26 protein-coding genes are annotated in these 23,109 nt (G+C 65.6%); 15 read left to right on the forward strand and 11 right to left on the reverse strand.

Annotated features, from left to right (window positions below; all coding sequences use genetic code 11):
* Positions 1–152: 152 nt before the first annotated feature.
* The 11 genes from F7R02_RS08505 to F7R02_RS08555 form a co-directional block, all read right to left on the reverse strand.
* On the reverse strand, positions 153–1,328 hold the full coding sequence (locus tag F7R02_RS08505) for an amidohydrolase family protein (protein ID WP_139369101.1): 1,176 nt from the start codon (positions 1,326–1,328) through the stop codon (positions 153–155).
* Positions 1,329–1,340: 12 nt separating this feature from the next.
* Positions 1,341–2,183, reverse strand: a complete 843-nt coding sequence (locus F7R02_RS08510) for a class I SAM-dependent methyltransferase (RefSeq protein ID WP_078589170.1) — start codon at positions 2,181–2,183, stop codon at positions 1,341–1,343.
* A gap of 283 nt (positions 2,184–2,466) precedes the next feature.
* Positions 2,467–3,318 carry a Wzz/FepE/Etk N-terminal domain-containing protein gene (locus tag F7R02_RS08515; protein ID WP_016851414.1) on the reverse strand — a complete coding sequence of 284 codons (852 nt, stop codon included), beginning with the start codon at positions 3,316–3,318 and terminating at the stop codon, positions 2,467–2,469.
* Positions 3,319–3,361: 43 nt separating this feature from the next.
* On the reverse strand, positions 3,362–4,495 hold the full coding sequence (locus tag F7R02_RS08520; protein WP_033485342.1) for a hypothetical protein: 1,134 nt from the start codon (positions 4,493–4,495) through the stop codon (positions 3,362–3,364).
* Positions 4,492–5,442, reverse strand: a complete 951-nt coding sequence (locus tag F7R02_RS08525; protein WP_078589171.1) for a glycosyltransferase — start codon at positions 5,440–5,442, stop codon at positions 4,492–4,494. The genes F7R02_RS08520 and F7R02_RS08525 overlap by 4 nt, the downstream gene beginning before the upstream one ends.
* Complete coding sequence (locus F7R02_RS08530) at positions 5,439–6,692, reverse strand: O-antigen translocase (protein ID WP_078589172.1); 1,254 nt, start codon at positions 6,690–6,692, stop codon at positions 5,439–5,441. Before F7R02_RS08530 ends, F7R02_RS08525 begins: the two co-directional genes overlap by 4 nt.
* On the reverse strand, positions 6,689–7,813 hold the full coding sequence (locus F7R02_RS08535; RefSeq protein WP_078518055.1) for a DegT/DnrJ/EryC1/StrS family aminotransferase: 1,125 nt from the start codon (positions 7,811–7,813) through the stop codon (positions 6,689–6,691). Before F7R02_RS08535 ends, F7R02_RS08530 begins: the two co-directional genes overlap by 4 nt.
* Positions 7,801–8,712: a GNAT family N-acetyltransferase gene (locus tag F7R02_RS08540; RefSeq protein WP_078584363.1), complete on the reverse strand. Its 912-nt coding sequence runs from the start codon at positions 8,710–8,712 to the stop codon at positions 7,801–7,803. The genes F7R02_RS08535 and F7R02_RS08540 overlap by 13 nt, the downstream gene beginning before the upstream one ends.
* 7 nt (positions 8,713–8,719) lie before the next feature.
* The gene (locus F7R02_RS08545; protein WP_078589173.1) at positions 8,720–9,673 is read right to left on the reverse strand and encodes a glycoside hydrolase family protein; all 954 of its coding nucleotides are present in this window, start codon (positions 9,671–9,673) and stop codon (positions 8,720–8,722) included.
* A gap of 3 nt (positions 9,674–9,676) precedes the next feature.
* Positions 9,677–10,348 (reverse strand): acetyltransferase, encoded by a 672-nt coding sequence (locus F7R02_RS08550; RefSeq protein ID WP_016851408.1) that lies wholly within the window; start codon positions 10,346–10,348, stop codon positions 9,677–9,679.
* Positions 10,345–10,782 (reverse strand): sugar 3,4-ketoisomerase, encoded by a 438-nt coding sequence (locus F7R02_RS08555; RefSeq protein WP_003481767.1) that lies wholly within the window; start codon positions 10,780–10,782, stop codon positions 10,345–10,347. Before F7R02_RS08555 ends, F7R02_RS08550 begins: the two co-directional genes overlap by 4 nt.
* Positions 10,783–11,086: 304 nt before the next feature.
* Here F7R02_RS08555 and F7R02_RS08560 point away from each other — a divergent pair, with 304 nt between their 5' ends.
* From F7R02_RS08560 to F7R02_RS08635, 15 genes are all read left to right on the forward strand, one after another.
* Entirely contained in the window at positions 11,087–11,707 is a 621-nt protein-coding gene (locus F7R02_RS08560) for a cytochrome b (RefSeq protein WP_170914443.1), read from the forward strand.
* An 83-nt stretch (positions 11,708–11,790) separates the two neighbouring features.
* A complete protein-coding gene (locus F7R02_RS08565) occupies positions 11,791–13,134 on the forward strand; it encodes a cytochrome C (RefSeq protein ID WP_078518053.1) in 1,344 nt (447 codons plus the stop codon).
* 26 nt (positions 13,135–13,160) lie between these two features.
* Positions 13,161–13,553: a c-type cytochrome gene (locus tag F7R02_RS08570; RefSeq protein ID WP_033479706.1), complete on the forward strand. Its 393-nt coding sequence runs from the start codon at positions 13,161–13,163 to the stop codon at positions 13,551–13,553.
* Between the two features lie 518 nt (positions 13,554–14,071).
* Complete coding sequence (locus F7R02_RS08580) at positions 14,072–14,794, forward strand: TorF family putative porin (protein WP_078589174.1); 723 nt, start codon at positions 14,072–14,074, stop codon at positions 14,792–14,794.
* Between the two features lie 51 nt (positions 14,795–14,845).
* On the forward strand, positions 14,846–15,439 hold the full coding sequence (locus F7R02_RS08585) for an RNA polymerase sigma factor (RefSeq protein WP_029828712.1): 594 nt from the start codon (positions 14,846–14,848) through the stop codon (positions 15,437–15,439).
* Positions 15,436–16,092, forward strand: a complete 657-nt coding sequence (locus F7R02_RS08590; protein WP_005924225.1) for a zf-HC2 domain-containing protein — start codon at positions 15,436–15,438, stop codon at positions 16,090–16,092. The genes F7R02_RS08585 and F7R02_RS08590 overlap by 4 nt, the downstream gene beginning before the upstream one ends.
* Positions 16,089–17,414: a S8 family peptidase gene (locus F7R02_RS08595; RefSeq protein ID WP_078586835.1), complete on the forward strand. Its 1,326-nt coding sequence runs from the start codon at positions 16,089–16,091 to the stop codon at positions 17,412–17,414. Before F7R02_RS08590 ends, F7R02_RS08595 begins: the two co-directional genes overlap by 4 nt.
* Positions 17,415–17,424: 10 nt before the next feature.
* Positions 17,425–18,183 (forward strand): heme ABC transporter permease, encoded by a 759-nt coding sequence (locus F7R02_RS08600; protein WP_005914846.1) that lies wholly within the window; start codon positions 17,425–17,427, stop codon positions 18,181–18,183.
* Complete coding sequence (gene ccmD / locus F7R02_RS08605) at positions 18,180–18,386, forward strand: heme exporter protein CcmD (protein WP_003481747.1); 207 nt, start codon at positions 18,180–18,182, stop codon at positions 18,384–18,386. The genes F7R02_RS08600 and ccmD overlap by 4 nt, the downstream gene beginning before the upstream one ends.
* The gene (gene ccmE / locus F7R02_RS08610; protein WP_003481743.1) at positions 18,383–18,853 is read left to right on the forward strand and encodes a cytochrome c maturation protein CcmE; all 471 of its coding nucleotides are present in this window, start codon (positions 18,383–18,385) and stop codon (positions 18,851–18,853) included. The genes ccmD and ccmE overlap by 4 nt, the downstream gene beginning before the upstream one ends.
* A 66-nt stretch (positions 18,854–18,919) precedes the next feature.
* Positions 18,920–20,908 (forward strand): heme lyase CcmF/NrfE family subunit, encoded by a 1,989-nt coding sequence (locus F7R02_RS08615; protein ID WP_078589175.1) that lies wholly within the window; start codon positions 18,920–18,922, stop codon positions 20,906–20,908.
* Entirely contained in the window at positions 20,905–21,447 is a 543-nt protein-coding gene (locus F7R02_RS08620; RefSeq protein ID WP_005919663.1) for a DsbE family thiol:disulfide interchange protein, read from the forward strand. The genes F7R02_RS08615 and F7R02_RS08620 overlap by 4 nt, the downstream gene beginning before the upstream one ends.
* Complete coding sequence (locus F7R02_RS08625; protein ID WP_005919665.1) at positions 21,447–21,944, forward strand: cytochrome c-type biogenesis protein; 498 nt, start codon at positions 21,447–21,449, stop codon at positions 21,942–21,944. The genes F7R02_RS08620 and F7R02_RS08625 overlap by 1 nt, the downstream gene beginning before the upstream one ends.
* The gene (locus F7R02_RS08630; RefSeq protein ID WP_078589176.1) at positions 21,938–22,645 is read left to right on the forward strand and encodes a tetratricopeptide repeat protein; all 708 of its coding nucleotides are present in this window, start codon (positions 21,938–21,940) and stop codon (positions 22,643–22,645) included. The genes F7R02_RS08625 and F7R02_RS08630 overlap by 7 nt, the downstream gene beginning before the upstream one ends.
* A 277-nt stretch (positions 22,646–22,922) precedes the next feature.
* A partial coding sequence (locus F7R02_RS08635; protein WP_151210039.1) for a transposase occupies positions 22,923–23,109 on the forward strand: 187 nt, incomplete at its 3' end.

Here is a 23,109-nt window from a genome sequence, read left to right on the forward strand (position 1 = left end):
CGCGCGGCGCCCGATCCGTGCCGCTGACGGCCAACCCTCCGGGAAGTGCCCTGTGGCGCGCCGAGACCGTGTTGCGCGCCTTGCCGGGGCGGCCAGCCTGGGCCGCAGCGCACGCCTTGTCTCGACGCGCCACAGGACGCTTCGCACTCACCTCAACGTACATAACACGCTCTAAGACCGTGTTCGAGCGCCAGCACCGCCGGATCGGCCAGCGTGGCATCGAGCAATTTGGGCCGTCCGTCCAGCAACACCGGCACGGTCCGGATGCCGGCCGCGTCGAACCACGACGCAAAATCCAGATCGGCGATGCGCGGCCTGCCATCGCGAATCACCGCACGCAAGTCGCTGCGCTTGCAACCGACGATGCTGCTGGCAGGCTCGCCACCGCGGTCGCGCACGATCAACACATCTGCAGTGGCTCCAGGCGCAATACGCCCACGCGTTGCCATACGCAGGATACGCGCGCAGTCACCGGTGACCATGCCAAGCAGTTGGTCCGGTGCCAGCCCGCTCTGGCTGGCGATCTGCAGTTCTTCCAGCAGGTCGCGCGCACCGCTGATGCGCGAATCGTTGCCCAGCGCCAGTCGGCCGGCCATGCACAAACGCCATGGATCGAGCGTGCGACCGAGCAGCGCCTGATTGCTGGAAGGACACCACACCACGGCTGCGCCACGCGCGATCACCCGCTCGATATCGTGCTCACCCATGCCTACGCCGTGGATCAACACCGTGTTGGCGGCCAGGCAGCCGAGCCGGTCGAGTTCGTCGAGCTCGGCACGCGCCACCGCATCGGTGCCTTCGGCCAGATGGATCATCCAGGGATGCGCTGCCGGGGTTGCGGCAAAGCTGCCTTGTACGGGCGGGCCATAGCCTGCCCACCCCAATGCGTAGCTCCAGCCGAAGTCGCGCAGCAGGCTCACCGGGAAATTCGCCTCGTCCAGCGTGGCATGCCATGGGTCGTGCTGGGCCACGCAGGTGACGCCGGCCAACAGGTTCTTCAAACCGCCATGGCGCAGCCGTACCGCCTTGGGCACGCGTAGTGCGGCGGCCACGTCCGGGTGCTGAAAATGCGGCTGAAATGACTCGATCCACGCATAGCTGTTGGCGAACGGCGTGGCCTGCGGCAGCGGTGGCACGCAGTTGACCTGCAGATGTTCGTGCGCATTGATCAGGCCCGGCGCCAGTACATGCCCTTGCAGATCCAGGCGCACGGTGCCGGTGCCGAGCGTGCCGCCGAAGCGCCCCGCGCGGATCGTCACTGCGGCACGCGACGGACCCGCCGGGGTGATCGCGCGTGCGCCTTGCAGGCAGACATCGGCCATGGCCATCGACCGCTCCACTCAGCGCTTGCGCATCACGATCAAAAAGTGATCGCCCATGTCGCGCAGCAGCGGCAGTCCGCCCCACCGGTCGTCGCAGCGCCCCAGGCGCTCGGACAGGCGTGGATTGCGTTCGCAAAACTCCACCAGATACGGCGGCGGCAGGAACAGGCTCAAGGCGCGGTAGCTGTCCAGCACGAAATGCGCTTCGAATGCGCGGTAGAACCCGCGCGGCAGGTGGTACCAGGTCCAGATGGTGTGGCCGTTCATGCCCACCGCAATTGCCCCTTTGGCGGCACGCACCGCCGCGCGCCTGAAGCGCCCGCGCAAGGCGTAATGGCCGATTTCCCACGGACAGATCCGCCCGATCACCGAAAACACCAGGCAGCCGTCCGGGCGCAGCAAGCGCGCGCATTGCGCGGCGACGGCCGGCAGATCCGGCGCGCAATTGAGCGGGCCGAAGTTGGAGTACATGCCATCGAAGCTGCCTTCCAGCCGATCGAGTTGCTGGATGCCGACATGCGCGGTGGTGAGGCGTTCTTGCAGACCGTGCGTGGCCGCGCGGTGGCGAGTACGCTCGACCATTGCCGGCGACCAGTCGGTCGCCAGCACGGAATATCCGCGGCGCGCGAATTCGCCAGCATCCAGGCCGGTACCGCAGCCCAGATCGACCAGCCGCGACCCTATCGGCAACTCGCTCGCCACCGTGTCCCACAGCGTGGTGCGCATGCGCTGGATCAGCGCGTTGTTGCCGCGGGGACCATCGTAGTCGGGAGCAACGCTGTCGAACGCACGTTGCGTTTCCAGCAGCTGCTCCGGCGCGACCGTGCCGCCCCGCGCCGCATGCTCACTGATTGACGACATGCACAGCCTTCCAGACCCGTCCTGTTGTTTTCACCACGCTCTCCGGTCGCAACGCCACCAGTGCGGCATCGCTTGATAGACCCGTGAGTGCGCGGTGTTGCCGGTTTGGTTGCAGCGTGGCGACTGCTGGCCGAGCTGGCTCAGGCGATCACACCCAACAGGCATGCATTCGCTCAACGCGCCGCATGCGATGTACGGCCCGGCGTTCGCTCTCGTATCGCCTGGGGCCTGCTGCTTGCGCAAACTCAATCCCCCCTGCATGCGCCGTTGCCCACGGCAACCGTCATGCACCAGCGTGTGCAGGAGTCCGCGCGCGACGACGCACCGCATTGCGCAGCACCGCGACCAGTACGCCCAGTCCCGCCCCGGCCAGCAGGCCGGCCGCCCAGGCGGTGACCGCATTTGGAAACGCCTGGCGGTCAGGCACGTACAGCGGCCACGCCAGCGAGGTCTGGTAGGTGTAGCGCGCGGTGAGGCGGGCAACGAGGTCGTCGCGCTCGCTCTTCAAGGCGCGAATGGTGGTGTTGCTGTCGGTGAGCAACACGCCCGCCAGTACCTGCGTTGGCGTGGCGGAAGACGCCCCGTGCCCGGCCTGCAACTGCCGCTGTAGCTGCTCGCGGTTGGTGGTGGCCGCGCGCAGATCCTCGCTCAAGCCTTGCAGGCGGGCGCGCGTAAGATCGAGCGCAGCTGCATGGGTGTCGCCGTGCAGCGTCTGTAGTTGGCTCACGGTGGCCATGGCCAGCGTGCGCGCTTGCTGCGCCGATTCCGCGCGGATAGTCACACCGATCAGATTGGCGTACGGGTCGGGGTCCGGCTTCAGGCTACCGCGATACAGCTGCGCGGCGCGGCTATTGAGCGGCACCTGCGCCCGACGCAACACCGCATCCTGAAACAACCGCGTTTTCATGCGATCGATCACCCGCTGGAACGGTTCGACCTTGGGGTCGCGGCCAGCAGGGGTCGGGCCGATTTCGCCAACCTGGATCCACGCGGTGGCCTCCCATTGCGGTTTTGCCAGGCGTGTAAAAGCGAAGGTCAGGCCAAGCACCACCACCAGCGCTGCCACTGCCCAGCGCCATTCCCGGCGCAGGATGCGCCACAGGTCGATCAGATAGATTTCGTCGTGTTGATTCATGGGCGCGGCTCTACAACGGGGCGATAAGGGGCGTGCTGCACGCTCACGCGGCAGACGGATGTGGGGACAGCCGGTTGGGCAGCAGCACAGTGCAGGCATGCAGCACCAGGCACAGCGCGACGAAGCCGAAGTTGGTCCAGGTGAACGCCTGTGGCGCGAAGGGCGACATCAGGCAGGCATAGGCGATGCGCAGGAAGATCAGCACATGAAAGATCGACAGCGAACCATCGAGCCGCCGCACGCTCCACACCAGCCCGGCGTACAAGGCCAACATCGCAAGCAGGGCACCGGGAGCGCCCCACGCCATCAAGAACGGGAAGAACTCGGTGCCTACATTGATGTTGGGCGCATCCAGCGGAATGCTGGTCCCCGCGGTGGCAATCGAACCAGTGAACGGCACCAGTTGATTGACCAGGAAGCTGGCGTTGACGTAGCCCTTGGCCAGCATCGCCCCGAAGTTATACGGCCCGGCACTGATGTAGAGCAGCAACCATTGCACGCCCTGCGGCATGGCACGGTAGAACGCGCTGAACGGCAACGCCACGGTGGCCAGGGAACCGGAGCGCAACGCGCCAAGGATCGAAAACACGCCACCGCCGGCCAGCACGAGCAGGCCAACGGTCTTCCACGGCAACCGACGTGCCGGGTCGCGCCGCAACAGCATCACCAGAACGAACGAGAACAGGCCAGCGAAGATGCGGTTGCGATCGATCACCACGATGGGGAACACCAATCCCAACGTCACCATCGCCGCACGCAACCCACGATGGCGCACGCACAGCAGGGCGATCGGCGGCAGGATCCAGCACATATTGGAGATGTGCCGCACATGCGCACGCAGCGGGCTCAAGGTAGCGTACGACGCGGGATCGCTGAACAACGGAATCGGAAACAGCACCACATCGGCGATGCAGAACATCGTCACCGCCGCGGCCAATCCCATCGCCAGAAATGCATCGCGGGTACCGGGGTAACGGTAGTGGCGAAAGCGTTCGACCGACGGCACCTGTGTGCGTAGCACCGCATCGAGCGCGAAGGTGGCCGCTGCCGCAAGCGCCAGCAGCACGATGCCTTCCAGGTAGCCGTCGGGTAACGCATAGGTCAGCCACGTCAACGCGCAGCTGAGCAACATGGGCAATGCCAGATAGGTCGCCGGACGGCGCAACAGCGTGCTCATGCAAGCTCCGCCGCGCGCGCGACGCGTTTCGGACGCCATCTGGCAGACAGCGACAACCCTGCGTAGACCGCGAGATGCACGGCAATCCGGTGCGGCCGGCGCCGCAGAAATTCCACCTTGGCAGCGATGTAACGCGCCTGCGCATGCAGCAGCATGCGATCGGGCTCATCGAACAACGGTGCGCAGCGCAATGCCACTTGCCGCGACTCGCACAGGTTGGCGATGCGCGCCGGCACGTCTGCGGTCTTGCTGAGGTTGTTGCCATGCAAGCGGTAGGCGCATACCGGCAGATCGATGAAACCCAGCGCATTGCCCGCAACCAGGCGCAGGAAGAAATCCCAGTCTTCGATTCGTAGCGACTCGTCCCACCGGCTGCGCGCGTCCAAGGCGCTGCGCCGTAGCAGTGCCACGGCGCCACTGACTGCCCACTGCCGTATCACCGCATGCCGGATGCCGGCTTCGGAGCGATACAGATCCTTGTCGACCCGGTGCAGATCGCGCATGGCGCTGCCATGCAGCAATCGGCCATGCGCATCGACCACGCAGGCATCGCCGATCACCGCAAGTTTTTGCGGATGTCCGCGCAGATAGCACACCTGCGCATCCAGCCCGCCGGGCAACAGATAGTCGTCGCTTGCGCCAAGCCGCAGATACTCTCCCCGCGAACGCAATGCCAGCTCGTTGAGCGTGGCGGCCACTCCCCGATTCTCGCGTTGCACGAAGTGCACCGGTAGCCGATGCCCATGATCGCTAATCCACTGGCTGATCTTTTCGCCGGTGGCATCACGGGAGCCATCGTCGATGATCATGATCTCCTTGCATGGATATGGGTCTTCCAGGACGCTATCCAGGCAACGCTGCACGAAACGCGCATGGTTGAACGCCGGAATCAGCACCGACACCAGCGGCCAGCGTGTACGTGCCGATACACACGCCTGATCGTTCATGCCGCCCGTTCCAGATAGCGCCGTACCACCACGATGTTGAACAACAGATACAGCACGTAGTTGGCGGCAAAGGCATACATCGCACCGATCAGCCCGAACCGCGCGGTGAACACGTACACCAGCGCCAGATAGCTCGCTGCGAACACGCATTCGGAGATCACGAACAACCGCGTCATTGCCTTGGCAAGCATCACGTACGACAGCACGAACGCCGCGATCTTGACCACGTCTCCCAGCAGCTGCGGGCCGTACAAGGGCGCCACAGCGGCAAATTGGGGATCGAACAGGAGCCAGGTCACCCAATCGCGGCATACATAGACGCCCAGCGCCGCCACGATCACCGCCGGCATGACGTGGCGATACGCGCTGCGTAGCTCGCCGCCCAGCCCCGCAGCGCCTTGCAGCGAGGCCAACTTGGGCAGGTAGTACACATTGATGGCGGTGGTGAAGAACAGCAGATAGGCATCGGAAACCCGGCTGACCGCCTGCCAGTAACCCACTTGCTCCCAGCCGAACCGCAGCGCCAGATGATTGCGCACCACGAGGGTCACCAGCTGCGGCATCAGTGTCGAGGTAAGCGTCATCAGCGAAAATGCCGCCAGCCGACGGGTCATCTGCGCGTCAAAGCGCATCCGCCACATTGCAGGCTGAAAATAGGGGCTACGCCGCAGCGCCGGGACCGCAGCCAGCAGCCACAGCACCTGCCCCAGGACCAGCGCCAGCAGCGCTCCATGTAATTGCGCCCGGCTGGAGAGCCACGCCACCAAGGCAACGCTCAGCACGGCGCCTGTCACTTGCACGAAGACGAGCCGTCGCACATCCATGAAGCCGTTGATCAGCGCCAATATGAAATTGAGCAGTGCGATTCCCAGCTGCGCGATCGCCAACACGCAGATCAGCTGACGGTAGCTCGCATCGCCCAACAGGCGCTCGGCAATCGCTCCACTGAACGCCATCGCCAGCAGTGCGATCACGCAGGCCGCGCAGAATGCGTACCACAGCGCCGCACTCAGCAGGCGCGCCAATGCGGGGGCGTCGTCGCGGTACTGCGCCACATACTTGACGATGCCGGTACTGATGCCGCCACCGGCCAATACCGCCAGCACCGACATCAGGTTGAGGAACTGGCCAAGCCGGCCCACACCCTGCGGCCCAGCATAGACGGCGACCAGCTTGATCACCACCAATGCCGCCAGCAGCTTGGCCAGCGTCGCAACGCCGGTGTAGGCGCTGCTGCGCATGAGATTCATATGTTGCTGCCGAACGATTGACAGGCCGCGATCACATGCGCAACTGCTGCATCGTCCAGCGCCGGCCCCATCGGCAGGCTCAGTACTTCCCGATGCAGCTGTTCGCTCAGCGGCAGGCAGGCCTCGCCCAAAGTGGCGTATGCCGGCTGCCGGTGCGGCGGCACCGGGTAATGAATCTGCGTGTGGATGCCCTGCCGCAACAGATGTGCCTGCAAGGCATCGCGCTGCAGGCTGCGTACCACGAACAGATGCCAGACGTGCTGTTGCTCGGCCACCGGCGCGGGCAGCACGATCAGCGGGTTGCAGATACCGTGCAGATATCGCCGTGCCACTGCACGCCGCAGCGCGATCTCGTCCTCCAGATAGCCCAGCTTGACGCGCAGGAAAGCAGCCTGCATTTCATCCAGACGCGAGTTCACCCCCTGGCAGAGATGGTGATACTTCACTTCCGAGCCGTAGTTACGCAGCGCGCGAATGCGCTCGGCCAGACGTGCATCCGACGTCGTGACTGCGCCGCCATCGCCCAATGCGCCCAGATTCTTGGTCGGGAAGAAACTGAAGGCCGCCGCATCGCCGAAGGCACCGGCGCGCTGTCCCTGTGCGCTTGCCCCGTGCGCTTGCGCGGCATCCTCGATCAGCAGCAGGCCGTAGCGATGGGCCAGGGTCTGCAGGGCCTGCATCTCGGCCAATTGCCCATACAGGTGCACTGCCATGATGGCGCGTGTGCGTGGCCCGATCGCCTTTTCCACCCTTGCCGGGTCGATGTTGAAAGTGACCGGGTCCGGCTCGACCGGCACCAGCACCAGATGGTTCTGGCTGATCGCCAGAAATGTCGCGATGAAGGTGTTGGCCGGCACGATGATTTCGTCGCCTTCGCGCAACACCCCCAGCTCACGGTAGCCGCGCAGGATCAACCCCAACGCATCCAGCCCATTGCCCACGCCGACTGCATGCGTGGTGCCGCAATAACTGGCGAATTCTTCTTCGAATGCGGCCAGCTCTTGACCGAGCACATACCAGCCGGCATCGATCACACGTGCCGCTGCGGTTTTGAGCTCATCCGCATAGCGTGCATTGACTGCACGCAAATCCAGGAAAGGCACATCCATTACATCAACCATCGATAGACATCCTGTACCACGGCGCGCGCGCCGAAGCGTTCCTTTTGTTCCACCAGGCCTTCGTTGAGTACCTGCCCGGCCTGTTCGGTGGAGATGCCGAAGCTGAAATACTCGCGCTGCGCATAGACATCGGTGATGAGGTCGGCCAGCAGCAGGCTCAACGCGTCCAACTGGCGGCCCTGCTCGGAGACCGCCAGGTATTGGGTATGCACGCAGCGGCCAAAGTCGAAGACCAACGCGGCGGCGACCAATTGCCCATCAGCGCGCGCCTCATGCAATACGATCTGCTGCGCAAACCGGCGTTGCAGCAGTTCAAGCTCATCCAGCCGATGCGTCGGTGCCACGCCATGCCGCTGCAGGACCTGGGTCAGCAGCGCATGAAATCCATCGAGCTGGGTCCCGCGCCGGATCTGTACCCCGGCCTTGCGCGCCTTGGCAATGGACCGCCGCCGCTCGGTGCTGAATGCAGGCGGTTCGCGTAGCGCAATCACCGACGACAAATCGCGCCGGCAGAGCTGCGCGCCAAGCCGATGCAGTGCGTACAGCTCTTCTTCGGCCGGGTACGCATGAAAGATATGCGGCACCGGCTTGTAGATGATCTCGCGCACGCCAAGCGCGCGGTAGTGCGCGGCAATCTGCTCGAACACCTGCAAGGCGGCGCCGGCACGCAGTGCCATCGACGACAGCAGCCCGGCATAGGTGAGCCCGGCGTGGCTGCTGACGCAATTGCCCTGCACATTCGCCGGGAACACCGCCACCACCGCGTCCCCACGTTGGACAAGCAGGGACGCATCCACGAAGCGCTCGGCGTGATAGTCCATATAGTCACGCCGATGCAGCAGATTGCCATTGCGCGACGCCACCACCAGGGCATCCCACGCAGGCGCATCGGCCGGCACGTAGGACCTAACCGAAAACATGGCAGCCCTGTAACGCAACCGGCAACGCCGCCTCTGCCAGGCCGAAGCCCGCCTGCCCCATCGCGTTGCCGTTGTAGAACATCAACACACGCTCGCCGTGCTGGATCAAGGCGGGGTAGCACAGCGCTTGCGCATCCCAGCCGTCATCGGATAACGCAAGCCCCAACTGACGGTCGTCGCGTTCCCAGTGCACCCCATCGCCACTGAAGGCGATGCCGGGAAAGTAGCCGCCCTGGAGGTCGCCACGGGTGAAATACATCACATAGCGCTCGCCGAGCCGGTACACGCGCGGACGCCCGATGCGGTATTCGTCGCCATGTGGACGCAGGCACACAGCATCGTCGGTGGGGATGCAATGCAGGTCGTCGGTCTGCGTGTAGCGGATGTGGTAACGCGGATACGGCTGGCCGCCGATCGTTTCCCAGTCGTCGCCCACTGCGTACCAGAGCCGCCAGCGGCCCTGTTCGTAGCGTGCCGAATGCACCGCGGCAATCGTGCTGCGCCCGGGGGCGCGATCCAGCAGCGGCGTTTCCTGCCGCCGCTGGAAGCGCTCGCCACCATCGTGGGAGACCGCCAGGCCGGTGAAGGCGAGGAACTTGGCCTTGGCCACGCGCTGGAAGCCGACATAGAACAGGTACAGCCCGTCCGGCCCGGCCACCACATCGCCCAGGATCATGCCGTTGTCGTCGAAACAACCGTCACGGCCAATGTCGAGCACCGGTTGCTTGCTGACGCCGACGATCTGCGTTGGCGCATCGGCGCGCACATCCACGTAGCCGATCCGGCTCACGCCCTGCGCATCGCGAAAGCCGGCGTACACCCGCAGCACCTGAGCAGACAGGCGATGCGGTGTTGGCGTCAGCGCGGCATGGTGCATCCAGCCGCCCACCCCGTGGCGCGCGACGTCGAACACCAGTCCGCGTTTGTTCCAGGCGAACACCGCTCAAAGCTCCACATCGAAGCTGGATCTGCCCGCCACCGCGCGTGCCGGCGAGCCCACGTACACACGTTCGGCTTCGGTATGTCGCGTCACCAGCGCGCCGGCACCGATGACGTTGTCCGAGGCAATCCGCACCTTGTCGCTGAGCGTGGCGTTGACCCCGATGAAGCTGCCCTGCCCGATCTCGCAATAGCCGGAAATCACCGCATGCGAGGCGATGAACACATGATCCTGCACCACCGTGCGGTGGCCGAGATGGTTGCCGCTCCACAATACGCAGTTGTCGCCGATGCGGGTGAACGGCTGGACGACGTTGCCCTCGAAGATGAAGCAGTTGGCGCCGATCTGCGCGTTATGCCAGACGAACGCGCGTGAGCTCACATACGTCGCACAGCGATAGCCGCGCCGCACCACATCCTGGAAGAAACGGGTGCGCAGGCGATTGAGTTGCGTTGCCGGAATCGCCACGAACACCGCGTAGTGTTGCGGCGGATAGCATTGCTCGAGTTCTTCGTACGCCACCACCGGCAACCCGGCCACTGTGGGCTGCAGCAGAAAAGCGCGCTCCACACTGAAGGCCGCCACCGTGAAGTGGCTGTCGTGCTGAAAGTACTCGCAGGCGATCTGCGCGAACTCGCCCGCGCCGACGATCACCAGTTGCCTCGGTACGCTCATGCTTCCAGCCTGCGGGCTTGCAGCGCAGTGCCATTGCGCACTTCGCTCACGAACTGGTCGTAGTCCAGGATGTAATCGCCAGGGTCGTAAAGCTGGTCGGCCAGCACCATCAGCACGCAGTCGGCACTGAAGCGGTACAGGTCGCGCCACACCATGCGGCCGAGCAGCAGGCCTTGCGATGGGTCGTCCAGCACCACTTCGCTGGAGCCATTGCCATTGCCTTCGTCGAGCAGAATCGTCACCGAGCCGTGCAAGGCCACCGCAAATTGATTGAGCTGGCGGTGCGCGTGCTGGCCACGATGCACGTCGTGGCGCGTGCCGAACAAGTAATACACGCGGCGGATCTCGAACGGAACATTGCGCTGCTGCTCCAATGAGATGAGCAGGCCGCGATCGTCACCGTGGGTATGCAACTGGATGCGTTCGATAGCCATGATCGGAAAGGCGTAACCGCCGACTGCACGTAGTGCGACATGCCTGAGTGCGCCGGGTTGCGCGAAAGGTTGCGCGCGCCCGCGACCCTGCGAAGCGCCGTGCGCGCAAGCGCAACCGATCGTGTCGTAGCGCTTCGATGTGCAGCACGTGCGAACCAGGTGCCGCAACAACGCAACCTTTTTCCGACATCGCCGCACCCATCGGTGCACGTTCACCTGGCCGCCGTTCGGCCGGCGTGGGGAGCCAGGCCTGGCCGCGCAGCGCGCAGCCGGAACCAACGACCACCACCGGAAGACAGATCAGATGCGTTCCTCCCCCCCGGCGCCCGCCAGCGCTCCCGTCAGCGGCACAGACACGGTGCCCCCGGCAGAGCAGGCGCCCGCAGCTGCGCAGGTACCGCCCTTGCCCAAAGCGATGCGCGTGCTGCACTGGCTTACCGTGCTGTGCCTGACCATGGCCGCCACGCTGATCCTGCTGCGCGCCGAACTGGATGGCCGCGCACTGCGTCAGTGGCTGCTGGAAGGCCACCGCCACTTTGGCTTGCTGGTGCTGGTGCTGTTTGCGTTACGCATCGGGTTACGCCTGCGTTTGCGCAGATTGCCGCCCGGTCCGCCCGCATCGCTGCCGATGCGCCTGGCCGCTGGCGCCACGCATGTGGCGATGTACGGCCTGATGCTCGCGCTGCCGTTGCTGGGCTGGTCGCTGAGCAGCGCCTACGGCAAGCAGGTGTATTTCTTCGGCATCCCCTTGCCCGCGCTGGTCGCGCCGGACGGCGACCTCGGCGACACCCTCGGCACCTGGCACTTGAATGCGGCCTGGGCGCTGCTGGCGCTGGTGCTACTGCATATCGGCGCCGCGCTTTGGCATCACCTGGTTCTGCGCGACGGTCTGCTGCGTCGCGTCTTACCGGGCAAGCAGGCGTGAACCGTCATTTCCAGCCACCTGTGATCCGTTTCTTCGCCGATTCCCGCACCACTGCATCCCGCACCGTCGAACAAGGACTTTCCATGCCCGCTTTCCAGCCCGCCCCGCGTTGCACGGCCACGCGTACTGCCTGCCTGACGTCCTTGTTGTGCGTGTCCGGCCCCTTGTTGCTACTGGCCAGCACGCAGGCGCAGGCGATTCCCTCGTTCGCGCGCCAGACCGGCTCGTCCTGCGCCGATTGCCATGTCGGTTCGTATGGCCCCTCGCTCACGCCCTACGGCATGCGCTTCAAGCTCGGCGGTTTTACCGATACCGATGGCGAAGGCACCAAGATCCCGGTGTCCGGCCAGCTCACCTGGTCGCGCAACAACCCCAGCCGCGGCGACAGCACCTCGCGCCTGCGCGAAGCCGATCTGTATCTGGGCGGCCGCCTCACCGACAACATCGGTGGCTATTCGAAAATCCGCTCCAACAACAGCGGCAATGCGACCTTCGATACGCGCCTGGACGACGTCGATCTGCGCTTTGTCGGCAAGCCGTTCCAGATAGCGGGCAAGGACACCATGATCGGTGTCAGCGTCAACAACAACCCGGGCATTTCCGACCCGGTACATGTGTTGCCAAACGCCTCCACGCTCACCCCTGCCTCCAATGGCGGTGCCTCCACCATGCTCAGCTCCTCGGCGCTGTCCAACCGCGTCATCGGCGCCAGCGTCTACGGCCTGTACGACCGCAATTGGTACGGCGAAGTGGGCAGCTACAGCGCGCTGTCGCCGTCCGCGCAGGATCGCCTCGGCTGGCCGGTGAACGGCGACCCGGGCAAGCTCAGCGACACCAGCTATGCGCGTCTTGCCTACATGAAGGACATGAAGCGCCAGTTCTTCTCGGTCGGCCTGACCGCGCTCACTACGCGCCGCCAGCCGCTGCGCACCGGTCCCAGCGACGACCTCACCGATTTGGGCTACGACCTGACCTACCAATTCCTCGGCACCCGCGAGCACGTGCTGTCGCTGGCCTACGTCAACATTTACGAGCGTCGCAAATACGGCAGCCCGCTGATGTCGACCGATCCCACCCTGCCGGCGCTGGACCGGGGCAGCGTGCGCGATCAGACCCTCAGCATGAACTACGCCTTCAAGCAGACCTACGGCGTGCTGGCCGCGCACATGATCAACAGCGGCTCGTTCGATGCGGCGCGCTATTCGCCGGTGGGTATCCCGGACACCACCAGCAATCTGATCCTGCTGTACTGGACCCCGTTCGGCAAGGACGGCACCTATACCTCGATGGCCAATCTGCGCGTGTCCGCCGGCTGGTTCCGTTTCGACAAGTTCAACGGCAGTACCTCCAACGTCTTCCGTGGCCCGCCGATCACCAATCCGCGCGATCTCGACAGCTTCACCCTGTCGGTCAACCTGGCCTTCTGACCCCTCCCGCACCTGTACGGATCCACATGAACTCACCACGCAAACTCTCCGTGTTGTGCGCCCCATTGGCCGGGCTGATGCTGGCAGGCGCACTGCCCGTGCCCTCGGCATACGCTGCCGACGGCGCCAACGTCTTCCTCACCGAATGCGGTGAATGCCACAGCGTCAAGCCGGGCAAGAACAAGAAGGGCCCATCGCTGTTCGGCGTGGCAGGACGCCCTGCCGGTACCGTCGCCGACTTCGGCGGTTATTCCGACGCGCTCAAGAACAGCAAGTGGACCTGGACCCCGGCCCAGCTCAAGACCTATCTATCGCAATCCTCGTCCAAGGCGCTGCCGGGCACCAAGATGAAATACGACGGCCTGGGCGACCCCAAGGAGCTCGACGCGCTGATCGCCTACCTCAACACCTTGAAATAGGCGCGGCCTACGCGGCATGGCGCGTCGTCGCCCGAGGGGGCGGACGGATGGCGCGCCAATCGCACCGCGCGTGCATGCCCGCGGTCCCGGTCGTCTGTCCTGCGGGCACCACCTGCATCGCGTGCTCTGCCGGTGGCGTGGCTGCGTCGGTTGCCAATGCGCCCAGCCGTGGCACCTGCCGGTGGCGGCCGCCTGCACAGCCAGGTATTGCAGGCGGCCGCCACCGGCCGGCCAGGATGGATTCGCGTTGCCCGACGCGGTGCCTTCGCGTATCCGGACGCAATCGCCGCCGCTGCGGTGGTCTCGTCCGCCGACCTGGGGCACCATCGCGTCCCTGTCTGACACACCGCCCCACGCCATTGCCCACCGTTCCAGCTTCCAAGCCGCTCCCCTCCCGACCGCGACGGCATTGCGCCCACGCGGGCTTCTACGTGGGCGCACTGTCGGACAGTGCCGCACGTCGCCAGCTTTGCGAAGCGCGACCGCCCGTGTCAGCCCAGCAACCATGCCAACCGCGGGTGCGTCGCCAACCATACCGGCGCCGCACGCTGCTGCAGTGGCTGCTGCTCACGCTGGCAGCCGGCGCCTGCGGCAGCGCCCCGGCCAAGGACTTCGGTGGTGCTGTGGCGCTGACCTCCAGCCTGATCGACCGCGGCATCTCGATCGCCCCCAACAAGGTCACCGTGCAGGCCGCCGGCTACTGGCTGCCCGCCCCCGGCTGGTCGGTTTCCACCTCGGTGGCGCTGCAGTCCCCCGCCTGGAGTGATCCGGTCGCGGTCACCGCACAGCTCGGACGTGCCTGGATGCTGGACGACCGCTGGCAGATGCAGGCCAGCCTGCTCTACTACGCCTACCCGACCGATCGCGCCACGCGCACCTTCGACCGCCAGGAAGCCAGCCTGGCCTGGTCCTACCGCGACCTGCTGACGTTTTCGCTGTCCACCTTCAATTTCCCGCGGGCCGACCGGTCGCCGTGGAACGTGGCGTTCGATATCACCGCCAACGTCCCGCTGCGCAACGATGTCAGCCTGTCGCTCGGTGCCGGCTCGTCGCGCTTTCCAGCCATGGCCTACGGTGCAGCGCGCTCCGGCCGCTATCAGTACGGCCAGGTGGGCCTGAAGTGGAACCGCGCCGGATGGACACTGAAAGCCGAGCGCATCCTCACCAGCGGCAATACCCCGCGCATGCAGGGCGGCCCCGGCGACATGCCGTGGCTGGGCACGGTCGCCAGAACCTTCTGATCCACACGCAACCTTTTGCCTGCCAGCGCGCACTGACGTGGGTGACCCGCCATGCCTGCACCGATGAATGACACCGACACCCTGGGCGATGCCACCGATCGCATGCTGTTGCGCCGCATGGCCGGGGGCGATCGCGACGCGCTGGCCAGCATGTACCACAGCTATCACGGCCGGCTGTGCCGCTTCCTGTCGCGGCTGACCCGCCGCCCGGACATTATCGAAGAGGCCATCAACGATTGCTTCTGGATCGCCTGGCAAAAGGCCGGCGACTTCCGCGGCGACTCGCAGGTCTCCACCTGGATCATGGGCATCGCCTACCGCTGCGGACTCAAATGCCTGCGCCAGCATGACGGCGAAGCCATCGACGACACCGCCCTGGTGGAAGACCACGCCCCCAGCGCCGACGACAACGACGACCGCGAACTGCGCGACTGGCTGGACAAGGGCATGGAACGGTTGTCGCCGGACCAGCGCCTGGTGGTCGAACTGGTCTACGGCGTCGGCCACAAGCTCGAAGAAGTGGCCGACATCATGCAGTGCCCGGTCGGCACCATCAAAGCCCGGCTGTTCCACGCCCGGGTCAAATTACGCAATGTGCTGCCCGGCCTGGCCGGCGGCGCCGCTTACACGGAGACCATGCAATGAAGACGTTTTTCATCGCGCCTGGCAAGGAATGCTCGCACGCCTGGGAATTGATGCCGGCGGTGCTGCTGGACAGTGCCACCGAGGAAGAAAACACCTGGCTGATCGCGCACGTGGCCAAGTGCGCCTCGTGTAGCGCCGAATTCGCCCAGCAGAACCGCCTGCGCCAGGCCTTGGCGCTGCCGTCGACAGTGAAGCTGGACCCGAGCGCCGGTCTGCAACGCCTGCTCGGCCGCCTGGATGCACCGGAGCAGCACAGCGCGCCTGCGCGCGCGCCTGCCGCACGCCGCTCCGGCAGTTGGACGGTACGCGCCCTGGCCGCCGCCGCGCTGGTCCAGGCCATCGGGCTGGGCGTGATGGGCGTCAAGCTGGCCTCGCCCGCGCCATCGCACGACTACCGCACGCTCAGCAGCGTGGCGGCCCTGCCGGTGCCGCAGGGCGCCATCCGCGTGGTGCCGGACGCAAGGATGACCGTGGCCGACTGGGACCGGCTGCTGCATGCGCAGCAGTTGCAGGTGGTCGGCGGTCCCAACGAAATGGGCGCCTACACCGTGGTGCCCGCCGCGCCGCAGCCCCCGGCCCAACCGCAGCAGACCGTGCAGCAACTACGCGCCACCCCGGGCATCCGGCTGGCGGAGATCGTCTCGGCCCCATGAATCGCCTGTTCGCCATTGGCCTGATCGCCGCGTTCACCGGCCTGGGCGCGCCCTCCAACGCGCACGCTGCCGCAGCCCTGCAGGAGCCGGCGACGGATGTTGCCGGCACCGCCCCGCCACTGGCCGATGCGCAAACGCCCGACAGCAGCCGCGACATCCTGCTGGCGGTGGCCAACCCGCTCGCCGCGCCACCGGCCCGCGCCGGCTCCAGCCTGATCGGCTACGCATCCAGCTATTACGGCGCCGGCCAGAAGGCTGCCGCGCGCATGGACAGCATCAAGCAGCGCTACAAACTGCGCGAAGTCTCGGCCTGGCCAATCACCTCGCTGGGCCTGTATTGCGCTGTGCTGCAACCGCCGCCGGGCGTGTCGCGCGATGAACTGGTCAGTGCACTGGCCGACGACGAAGGCGTGGAGCTGGTGCAGCCAGTGCAGGATTTTTCGGTGTTCTCCACCGACGCGTCGGAAAAGACGACCTCGCTGTCCAGCTACAACGACCCGTACGTGGACATGCAACGCGGCTTCATCGACACCGATGCCGCCAGCGCACAGACCGTGACCGAGGGCCGCGGCGTGGTGATCGCGGTCGTCGATACCGGCGTGGACACCGACCACCCCGATCTGAAGGCGCGCATCCGCGACGTGCACGATCTGGTCGACGACAAACCGGTGAAGACCAGCACCGATTCGCACGGTACCGAAGTGGCCGGCATCATTGCCGCCGGCAGCAACAATCACCAGGGCATCGTCGGCATGGCACCCAAGGCCATGCTGAGTATCTACAAGGCGTGCTGGTACGCGCCCACGGTCGGCGCCACCGCACGGTGCAATACCTTCACCCTGGCCAAGGCGCTGGCGGCGATCGACAACAGCTCCGCTCGCGTGATCAACCTGAGCCTGGGTGGCCCCGCCGATCCGCTGTTGAGCAAGATGCTGCAGCAGCTGGTGCAACAGGGCCGCATCGTGGTGGCGGCAATGCCACCGAACGGGCGTCTGGATGGCTTTCCCAATGACGTACCCGGCGTGCTGGTCGTGCGCAGCAGCAGCGCAACACCGGCCATGCCCGGCGTGCTCAGCGCACCCGGCAAGGACATCCTGACCACGCAACCGAACGGCCGCTACGATTTCACCTCCGGCTCGTCGATGGCCACCGCACATGTCAGCGGCATGGCCGCGCTGCTGTTGTCGCTGCAGCCATCGATGGATGCCAAGGCGTTGCGCGAGCTCATGCAGCGCACCAGCAAGGTCTCCGACGGGCAGTTGCAGGTCAACGCCGGCGCCGCAGTGCAGGCGCTGGCGCCTCCCGCCAAACACTCCAACTGACGGCACCGGCATGGCCAAGTGGATTCCCTTGTGGCTGCATCAACTCAGCTCGCCGCCGACCTTCTATCGTGTCGCCGGCAGCGTGCGCCCGTGGGCGCTGGGGCTGGCCGCGCTGCTCGGCGCGGTCGCAGCCTACGGCGGCCTGGTCCTGGCACCGCCGGATTACCAGCAGCACGATGCCTACCGCATCATCTTCATCCACGTGCCCAGTGCCTGGATGAGTCTTTTCATCTATGCGGCAATGGGCGTTTCGGCGTTCATTGCGCTGGTGTGGCGAATCAAGCTGGCCGAAGTGGTCGCAATGGCCTCGGCGCCGATCGGTGCAGCCTTCACCTTCATCACCCTGTGCACCGGCGCACTGTGGGGCAAGCCGATGTGGGGCACCTGGTGGACCTGGGATGCGCGGCTCACCTCCGAGTTGCTGCTGCTGTTCTTGTACCTGGGCGTGCTGGGCCTGTATCACGCCGTGGAAGACCGCCGCCAGGCCATGCGCGCCGCCGGCTTGCTCGCACTGGTGGGCCTGGTGAATCTGCCCATCGTGCATTACTCGGTGGTGTGGTGGAACACGCTGCACCAGGGGTCCACCGTGCGCCTGCTCGGCCCCTCCAAGATGAGCGTAGACATGCTGTGGCCGCTGCTGACCATGATGCTGGCCACCAAGTGCTATTACGTTGCGAGCCTGTTCGGCCGCGTACGTGTGGAATTGCTGGCACTGGAAAGCGGCAAGGACTGGGTCCGCCGCATCGTATTGACCGAGCGCACCGCATGAGCACCTTTCTGGCGATGGGCGGCTACGGCCAGTACGTGTGGACCGCCTACGCATTGTTCGTGCTGGCGCTGCTGGCCGATCTTGCAGCGCCCTGGCTGCGCCGCCGCCGGCTGCCGCGCGAACTGCGCGGCCAGTTGCAGCGGCAGGCACCGTGGCGTGTACGCGATCAACCGGCACCGGCACTGGACCGCGAAGCGCCATGAACGCCACGCGCAAACAACGTCTGTGGCTGGTGATCGGCGTACTGGCCGCCGCCGCGCTGGCCGTCACGCTCATTGTGTTCGCCTTGCAGCGGAACATGAGCTACCTGTTCACCCCAAGCCAGGTCCGTGCGGGGGAAGCCGCCGGCTACCAGCAATTCCGGCTCGGTGGCATGGTCAAGGCCGGCTCGATCCAGCGTGCCGGTGATTCGCTGAAGGTCAGCTTCATCGTCATCGATAAAAACGCAGCGACCCAGGTGGAGTACACCGGCATTCTTCCGGACCTGTTTCGCGATAACCAGTCGGTCATCGCCAACGGGCGCATGCAGGGCGGGCGCTTTGTCGCCAACGAAGTGCTGGCCAAGCACGACGAGACCTACATGCCGAAAGAGCTGAAGGATGCGATGGCGCAGGGCCACCTTGGCAAGCCAGTTCCCGCCACCGTCGCACCGCTGACCGCGCCGCGTTGATGCGCTTGCGGTCATTGCCACGCACGTCGATGACGTCCTCTTTCCGTTTCACCTTGCGATCCGCCCATGACGCCTGAACTCGGCCAGATCGCACTGATCCTGGCACTGCTGTTATCGCTCGCCCAGGGCGTACTGCCCTTGATCGGTGCGTGGCGCGGCAACACCGCGTTGATGGGGATCGCGCGGCCTGCAGCAGTGGGCCAGGCGGTGTTCGTGTGGATGGCGTTCGGCCTGCTCGCCTGGTCGTTGTTGTCGCTGGATTTTTCGGTGGCCTACGTCGCCGCCAACGCCAACATCGCCCTGCCCTGGTATTACCGCGTTGCGGCGGTGTGGGGCGCCCATGAAGGCTCGCTGTTGTTGTGGATCGCCATCCTGGCCACCTGGACGGTGCTGCTGGCCGCCTTCAGCCGGCACCTGCCGCAGCGCTTCGCCGCCCGCGTGCTGGCGGTCTTGGGGCTGATCTCGCTGGGCTTTCTGGCGTTCATCCTGCTGACGTCCAATCCGTTCGGGCGGCTGTCGCCGATTCCGCTGGATGGCAACGAACTCAATCCGGTGTTGCAGGACCCGGGCATGACCTTCCACCCGCCAGTGCTGTACACCGGCTATGTCGGGTTTTCGGTGGCATTCGCATTCGCAGTGGCGGCATTGATCGGCGGCGACCTGGAACAGGCCTGGGTACGCTGGGCTCGGCCGTGGACCAATGTGGCCTGGGCCTGCCTCACCGCCGGCATCGTCGCCGGCAGCTGGTGGGCCTATGCGGAACTGGGCTGGGGCGGCTGGTGGTTCTGGGACCCGGTGGAAAACGCCAGTTTCATGCCATGGCTGGTCGGCACCGCGTTGATCCACTCCCAGGCGGTCACCGAAAAACGCGGCAGCCTGCGCGCGTGGACCATCCTGCTGTCGATCCTGGCGTTTTCGCTGTCGTTGCTGGGCACCTTCCTGGTGCGCTCGGGCGTGCTGACCTCGGTGCACGCGTTTGCGGCCGATCCGCGCCGCGGCCTGTACATCCTCATTTTTCTGGTTGCCGTCGTCGGCGGCTCGTTGCTGTTGTATGCACTGCGTGCGCCCAAGATCGCCAGCGGCAAACCGTTTGCCGCTGCCTCGCGCGAAACCGGCATTCTCATCGGCAACCTGCTGCTCACCGTGGCCGCGGCCATGGTCTTGCTGGGCACCTTGTTTCCGCTGATCGCCGACGCGTTTGCGCTGGGCAAGGTGTCGGTGGGGCCGCCCTATTTCGGCCTGCTGTTTCCGTTGTTGATGTTGCCGGTGGTGCTGGTGCTGCCGTTCGGTCCGTACCTGCGCTGGGGCAAGGCCGAAGCCGCACCGTTGAAAGCGCTCGGCACACGTGCCGGCATTGCCGCGATCGCCTGCGCCCTGGTCGGCAGTGTGTTTGCCGATGGCCAGGCCAAGGCGATCGCCGGCATGGGTGTGGCCGCATGGGTGGCCGCGGGCACCGCGCTGTACGTGGTCAAACGCTGGCGCGACATGCCGCGCGGGCGGCGCTTTCCGGCGGAAATGGCCGGCATGCTGATCGCGCATGCGGGCGTGGCGGCGTTCGTTGCCGGCGTGCTGGTCTCCGAAAGCCTGTCGGTGGAACGCGATGTGCGGCTGTCGCCCGGCCAGAGCGCGCAGATCGCCGGCTACAACTTCCGCTTCGATGGCGTGCAGCTGGTGGATGGGCCGAACTGGAAGGCCGAACAAGGCAGCGTGCAGGTCAGCCGCGACGGCCAGGTGGTCGCGCAACTGCATCCGCAAAAACGCCTGTACAGCAGCGAGCGGATCCAGACCGAATCGGCGATCGATCCCGGCATCGCCCGCGACCTGTATGTGGCGCTGGGCGAACCACTGGACGATGAGCACATCGAACACGACTGGACGCTGCGCCTGTACTACAAACCCTTCATTCGCTGGATCTGGGCCGGTGGCCTGCTGATGATGCTGGGCGGCTTCGTCAGCGCCTGCGCACGCCGCTTGCGTGCGCCGGCGACTGCACACACCTCGGTCGCCTCTCCGGCGCAACCAGCGCGCGTCATCGCACAGGAATCGCGCCCGTGAATCGTTTGCTGCCCTTGCTGGGCTTCGTGTTGCTGGCGGCGCTGTTCGGCGTCGGCATCCTGCGGACGATGCAGCACAGTCCGCGTGATGTGCCCTCGCCGTTGATCGGCAAGCCGGCACCAGCGTTTTCGTTGCCGCGGCTGGATCAGCCCGAACAGCGCGTGAGCCGCGATCAATTGCTGGGCAACCCCTACGTGCTGAATGTGTTCGGCAGCTGGTGCGCCGAATGCGTGCATGAGCATCCGGTGTTGATGGCCCAGGCCAGCCGGCTCGGCGTGCCGCTGATCGGCTACAACTACAAAGATGTTCCGGCCGATGCCACCGCCTGGCTCGCGCGACTCGGCAACCCGTATGCAGTGGTGATCGCCGATGAAGCCGGCCAGACCGCCATCGACTTCGGCGTCTACGGCGCACCGGAGACGTTCCTGATCGATGCGCAGGGCGTGATCCGCTACAAACACATCGGCGTGCTGACCCCCGATGCGATCAACGACGAGCTGCTGCCGGCCATCGCATCGCTTCCCAAGGCCGCGCCGTGATGGCGTCGGCGCGCTACACACGCCTGTGGCATTGGCGCTGGCAGTGGCGCACGCAAGGCCGCCGTGTGCGCCTGCTGCTGGTGTTGCTGCTTGGCGTGCTGCTGGCGCCCTCGCTGGCGGCGCAGGCCGTGGACCCGCTGCCGTTCAAGAACCGCAGCGATGAAGCGCGCTACCAGCGCTTGACGGCGCAACTGCGTTGCTTGGTCTGCCAGAACGAAAACCTGGCCGATTCCAACGCCAGCCTGGCGCGCGATTTGCGTCATCAGGTGTTCGCGCAACTGCAGGCCGGCAGGAGCGATGCGCAGATCAAGCAGTACATGGTCGATCGCTATTCGGATTTCGTGCTCTACGACCCGCCAGTCAAACGCGGCACCTGGCTGCTGTGGTTCGGGCCGGCGCTGATGTTGCTTGCTGGTGCGGGCGTGGTCATCCACACCGTGCGCAAACGTGCGCGCGCCGGCACGCCGATGGCGCCGCACGCGGAGGAAGAATGGTGATGGCAGGTTTTTATGTCGCAAGCGCCGTGCTGGTGGCGCTGGCCTTGCTGCTGTTGCTGGCACCATTGCTGCGCCGCCCCACCGGCAGCGGTCATGCGCGTGACCGCTTGGCAATCCTGCTGGCGCTGGGCCTGCCGCTGGCCACGGCCGGGTTGTACCGGCTGGTGGGCGCGCCGGAGGCGATCGTCACGCATGTGGATGCAGCGCAGCCAGCACACGTGGCCCCGCTGCCACCATCCGCAGTTGCAGGGCAGGCGCAAGCGGCAAGCGCCATCGCCGATGCGCAGGAGCTGGCGTTGGATCGCTTCATGCAGCAGGCCAAGACGTTCGAGCAGAACGACCGCCCCGCCGAGGCGCGCGAGGCATATGCACAAGTGCTCAGAATCGCTCCCGATATCAGCGCCGCCATTGTGGGCTGGGTCGCGGCGGATATGGCCACGCACGACGATTTCGCCATCGACGCCGCATCGCGCACACGCCTGCAGCAGGTGATCGCACGCGAGCCGGACAACCAGCGTGGACTCTGGTTGTTGGGCATCAGCGATTTTCAACAGCAGGACTTCGCCGCGGCCACGGCGCACTGGCGGCATCTGCGCGGTTTGCTGGAAACCGGATCGCCGATGCAGAAAGCGGTGGCAGACAAGATCGCGGTGGCCGAATCGATGGCCAGCGCGCGGCAATCCGCGCGTGGGACGCGCTGAGCAGTGGCAACCCCGCGTGATGCGGTCTGATTGGCGATGGCTGCAATGCAGTGCAATTGCACAGCGCGTGCAAACTGCCAAGCAGCCGGTTCACGCGATAGACGCGGCACTTGGCGCAAACAATCCGCGTCATCGCATCGTGCAATCAAGCGCTACGCATCGTGCCGTGCCGTGCAGTTGCAGGGCACGCACGTCATCGCATTGCCGCGTCTTGCACCAGCTTGAGTGCATCTAGGGCCTGTTAACACTAATGGCCCGAGCGATTAAACTATTGGGCATGGAGATCACGCCAGCACAATTTTCTCTGATCGAACACTGCCTGCCGGCGCAGCGCGGCAATGTCAGCATGACCAACCTGCAAGTGGTCAACGCCATCCTTTACGTTGCCGAGCATGGCTGCAAATGGCGCGGCCTACCCAAGCGCTTTGGCAACTGGCATACGGTCTACACACGCATGAACCGTT

Origin of the sequence: Xanthomonas cissicola (genome assembly GCF_008801575.1) — a bacterium.
GTDB lineage: Bacteria > Pseudomonadota > Gammaproteobacteria > Xanthomonadales > Xanthomonadaceae > Xanthomonas > Xanthomonas cissicola.

Bases quoted from the DNA above. Each gene is read 5' to 3' on its own strand.
- F7R02_RS08505 (WP_139369101.1), bottom strand. From the start codon at position 1,328: ATGGCCATGGCCGATGTCTGCCTGCAAGGCGCACGCGCGATCACCCCG.
- F7R02_RS08510 (WP_078589170.1), bottom strand. From the start codon at position 2,183: ATGTCGTCAATCAGTGAGCATGCGGCGCGGGGCGGCACGGTCGCGCCG.
- F7R02_RS08515 (WP_016851414.1), bottom strand. From the start codon at position 3,318: ATGAATCAACACGACGAAATCTATCTGATCGACCTGTGGCGCATCCTG.
- F7R02_RS08520 (WP_033485342.1), bottom strand. From the start codon at position 4,495: ATGAGCACGCTGTTGCGCCGTCCGGCGACCTATCTGGCATTGCCCATG.
- F7R02_RS08525 (WP_078589171.1), bottom strand. From the start codon at position 5,442: ATGAACGATCAGGCGTGTGTATCGGCACGTACACGCTGGCCGCTGGTG.
- F7R02_RS08530 (WP_078589172.1), bottom strand. From the start codon at position 6,692: ATGAATCTCATGCGCAGCAGCGCCTACACCGGCGTTGCGACGCTGGCC.
- F7R02_RS08535 (WP_078518055.1), bottom strand. From the start codon at position 7,813: ATGGTTGATGTAATGGATGTGCCTTTCCTGGATTTGCGTGCAGTCAAT.
- F7R02_RS08550 (WP_016851408.1), bottom strand. From the start codon at position 10,348: ATGAGCGTACCGAGGCAACTGGTGATCGTCGGCGCGGGCGAGTTCGCG.
- F7R02_RS08555 (WP_003481767.1), bottom strand. From the start codon at position 10,782: ATGGCTATCGAACGCATCCAGTTGCATACCCACGGTGACGATCGCGGC.
- F7R02_RS08560 (WP_170914443.1), top strand. From the start codon at position 11,087: ATGCGTTCCTCCCCCCCGGCGCCCGCCAGCGCTCCCGTCAGCGGCACA.
- F7R02_RS08565 (WP_078518053.1), top strand. From the start codon at position 11,791: ATGCCCGCTTTCCAGCCCGCCCCGCGTTGCACGGCCACGCGTACTGCC.
- F7R02_RS08570 (WP_033479706.1), top strand. From the start codon at position 13,161: ATGAACTCACCACGCAAACTCTCCGTGTTGTGCGCCCCATTGGCCGGG.
- F7R02_RS08585 (WP_029828712.1), top strand. From the start codon at position 14,846: ATGCCTGCACCGATGAATGACACCGACACCCTGGGCGATGCCACCGAT.
- F7R02_RS08590 (WP_005924225.1), top strand. From the start codon at position 15,436: ATGAAGACGTTTTTCATCGCGCCTGGCAAGGAATGCTCGCACGCCTGG.
- F7R02_RS08595 (WP_078586835.1), top strand. From the start codon at position 16,089: ATGAATCGCCTGTTCGCCATTGGCCTGATCGCCGCGTTCACCGGCCTG.
- F7R02_RS08600 (WP_005914846.1), top strand. From the start codon at position 17,425: ATGGCCAAGTGGATTCCCTTGTGGCTGCATCAACTCAGCTCGCCGCCG.
- ccmD (WP_003481747.1), top strand. From the start codon at position 18,180: ATGAGCACCTTTCTGGCGATGGGCGGCTACGGCCAGTACGTGTGGACC.
- ccmE (WP_003481743.1), top strand. From the start codon at position 18,383: ATGAACGCCACGCGCAAACAACGTCTGTGGCTGGTGATCGGCGTACTG.
- F7R02_RS08615 (WP_078589175.1), top strand. From the start codon at position 18,920: ATGACGCCTGAACTCGGCCAGATCGCACTGATCCTGGCACTGCTGTTA.
- F7R02_RS08625 (WP_005919665.1), top strand. From the start codon at position 21,447: ATGGCGTCGGCGCGCTACACACGCCTGTGGCATTGGCGCTGGCAGTGG.
- F7R02_RS08630 (WP_078589176.1), top strand. From the start codon at position 21,938: ATGGTGATGGCAGGTTTTTATGTCGCAAGCGCCGTGCTGGTGGCGCTG.